The sequence below is a fragment of the Frankia sp. AgKG'84/4 genome (assembly GCF_023242965.2).
In the GTDB taxonomy this organism is placed as follows: domain Bacteria; phylum Actinomycetota; class Actinomycetes; order Frankiales; family Frankiaceae; genus Frankia.
This window is the reverse complement of the sequence record NZ_JALKFU020000613.1, coordinates 1-3,011: the sequence shown is the minus strand read 5'-3', so window position 1 is coordinate 3,011 and position 3,011 is coordinate 1. Positions and strand designations below refer to the sequence as shown.

Below are 3,011 nucleotides of genomic sequence, written 5' to 3'. Positions count from 1 at the left end.
GCCCGGTGGGCGACGACGAGGACCGGTGGGCGGCGCAACTCGCGGCGCGCACGGCCTGCCCGACACACCAGGCGCGGCTGTCGGCCGACCCGCACCTGCGTCGCGCGGCGCTGGACCAGCCGGTCCCGGCGTCCTGGCTGGCGGACGCCGACCTGTCCCGGATCGATATCCCGATCCTCGGCCTGCACGGCACGGCTGACCTGGTCAGCCCGCCGCGCCCGGCCCGCGCCCGCTACGCCGCGGCGCCGCGGGCGGAACTGGTCACCATCGACGGCGGCCGCCACGACGCCCTCAACGACGCGACCCACCGCACCGCCGCCGCCGTGATCGTGCTGTTCCTCGAGCGCCTGCGGCTCGGCGCCGAGCTGGCACCCATCGCCCGGTGGGCGTGACCCGCCCCGCCCACCGGGCGCCTGAACCACTCACCCCGGAGACCCCGATGCCCGTCGAGTTCATCAGCGCCATCAACGTCAACCCGTCGAACGAGCTCAACCAGCTCGGCCGCGCCGCCGTCGACCTGCCCTACTTCAAGCGGTACGCGCGCACCCTCGACGACTACGGCTTCGACTACACCCTCGTGCCGTACTCCTCGGCCTACCTCGACCCGTTCACCGTGGCGACCGCCATCACCCAGTACACCGAGCGGGTCCGGCCGATCGTCGCGCTGCGGCCCAACACGATGTACCCGACGGTGGCCGCCAAGCAGCTCGCCACCCTCGACCAGCTCTCCGGCGGGCGGGCCGTCGTGCACTTCATCGCCGGCGGCGATGACAAGGAGCAGGCCCGCGAAGGCGACCGGCTGCCCAAGGCCGAGCGCTACGCCCGCCAGGCGGAGTACATCGAGATCCTGCGCCAGGTGTGGACCCGCACGGCGCCGTTCGACCATGCCGGGACGTACTACTCGTTCGACGACTTCGTCTCGGTGGTCCGCCCGGTCAACGGCACCATCCCGGTGTCCGTCGGCGGCTCGTCCGCGCAGGCCTACCAGGTCGGCGGCGCGCTCGGCGACATCTTCGGGCTGTGGGGGGAGCCGCTGGCGCAGACCCGCGAGCAGATCGACGCGGTCCGCGCGCAGGCCCGCCTCGCCGGGCGCACCGACAGCCCGCGGATCTGGGTCACCTTCCGCCCGATCATCGCCCCGACCGAGGAACTCGCCTGGGCGAAGGCGCACCAGATCCTCGCGGTGCTGCGGGGCTCCGCCGGCGCCGCCCAGCGGGCGTTTCGCCTCGGCGGCACCCAGCCCGCGAACGTCGGCTCCCAGCGGCTGCTGGCCGCCGCCGCCCGTGCCGAGGTGCACGACCGGGCGCTGTGGACGGCGCCGGCGAAGGCGACGAACGCCGCCGGCGCGTCCACCGCGCTCGTCGGCACCCCCGAGACCGTCGCCGCCGCGATCCTCGACTACGTCGACCTCGGCGCCGAACTGATCTCCATCCGCGGTTACGACAACCTCAACGACGTCGTCGACTACGGCCGCCACGTGCTGCCGCTGGTCCGCCAGGAACTGGCGCACCGCGAGGCCACCGGCCGCCGCGGCGAGATCGTGCCGCTCGACGCGGGCCTGCCCGCCCCGGAGCTGGCCGCCGCCGGAGCCGCGTCATGACAACCCCGACCGACCTCGCCACCTCCTCCCCGACCTCCCCGACCTCCCCGGGCGCCCCCGGCGCCCCCGACCCCGCTACCGGCGTGGCCGGTATCGACATCTCCGACGAGGCGCTCGCGCGGGTCGGTGCCCAGCTCGCGGCGACCGCCGAGGAGTACGACCGGTCGGGGGAGTTCCCCTGGGCGGGCATCCAGGCCGTGCACGACGCGGGCCTGCTGCGCCTGGGCATCGAGCAGCCGCTGACGCCGACGGACAGCGTCCGCGTGTTCGAGGCGCTCGGCAAGGGCGACCCGTCGGTCGCGCTGATCACCGCTATGACGGTCTTCCAGCACGTCGCGCAGGCCCACGCCCCGTTCTGGCCCGAGGAGGCCTACCGCCGCGTCGTCGCCGACTCCCGCCACCGCCCGGTGCTGATCAACGCGATCCGCGCCGAACCCGAACTCGGCGCCCCGGCCCGCGGCGGACTGCCCGCGACGAAGATCCGGTGCACCGGGCAGGGCTGGGTGCTCACCGGCCACAAGGGTTTCGCGACCAGTTCCGAAGGGCTCAGCTACCACCTGGTGTGGGCGGCGACCGAGGAGGACGACCCGCTGGTCGGACACGCGGTGGTGCCCGCGGACGCGCCCGGCATCGAGATCGTCCGCACCTGGGACCACTTCGGGCTGCGGGCGAGCAGCACCCATGACGTCCACTACCGCGACGTCAACGTGCCCGCCGACCATTTCCGTGGCGTGCGCGCCTCGGCGCAGTCCCACGACGCGGCGCTGGCCGCCATCGGGATCGGCGCGAGCGCGCTGTACATCGGCGTCGCCCGCGCCGCGCAGGAGTTCTTCCTGCGTTTCGCGCACGAACGGGTGCCCACGGCCCTGGGCCGCCCGATCGCGACGACCGAACGCATCCAGACCATCGCCGGCGAGATCGAGGCGCAGCTCGTCACCGCCGAGGAGATCGCCTTCTCCGTGGCACGCCGCTTCGAGACGGGCGACCCGCGGGCCGGCGAACGGGCGCTGCTCGCCAAGGCGCTCATCGCCCGCGCGGCCATCGGCGCCGTGCAGACCGCGGTCGCCGCCCTCGGCAACCCCGGGCTGACCCGGCACAACCCGCTCGAACGCCACCTGCGCGACGTCCACTGCGTGCGCGTGCACCCGCCGCAGGAGGACAGCGCCCTGCTGGCCGCCGGCCGCCGCACCCTCGCCGCCACCGCCCAGACCCCAGCCGCCCAGACCCCAGCCGCCCAGACCCCCGCCGCCGAAAATCCCATCCCCGAGAACCCGGCACCATGAGGAGCACCCACAGTATGAGCACGTCGCACCGGCACCGATCAGGGGGACGGCTGGCCGCGGCCGCCGTCTCCGTCCTCGCCGCCATCACCCTCGCGGCCTGCGGCAGCGGCGGTGGGTCCGGCTCGGAC

The 3,011-nt window shown here is 74.6% G+C and carries 3 protein-coding genes; all 3 read left to right on the top strand.

What is annotated here, in order from left to right; translation table 11 throughout:
• The coding region (locus MXD58_RS23995) for a serine aminopeptidase domain-containing protein (protein ID WP_250609977.1) at positions 1-392 on the top strand (392 nt) is incomplete at its 5' end.
• A gap of 47 nt (positions 393-439) precedes the next feature.
• Positions 440-1,600, top strand: coding sequence for an LLM class flavin-dependent oxidoreductase (locus MXD58_RS23990; protein WP_248837064.1), 1,161 nt, complete (start codon positions 440-442; stop codon positions 1,598-1,600).
• On the top strand, positions 1,597-2,883 hold the full coding sequence (locus tag MXD58_RS23985) for an acyl-CoA dehydrogenase family protein (RefSeq protein WP_248837063.1): 1,287 nt from the start codon (positions 1,597-1,599) through the stop codon (positions 2,881-2,883). The genes MXD58_RS23990 and MXD58_RS23985 overlap by 4 nt, the downstream gene beginning before the upstream one ends.
• Positions 2,884-3,011: the final 128 nt, after the last annotated feature.

Excerpts from the sequence above, each read along its gene's own strand:
- MXD58_RS23985 (WP_248837063.1), top strand. The coding sequence starts at position 1,597 with ATGACAACCCCGACCGACCTCGCCACCTCCTCCCCGACCTCCCCGACC.
- MXD58_RS23990 (WP_248837064.1), top strand. The coding sequence starts at position 440 with ATGCCCGTCGAGTTCATCAGCGCCATCAACGTCAACCCGTCGAACGAG.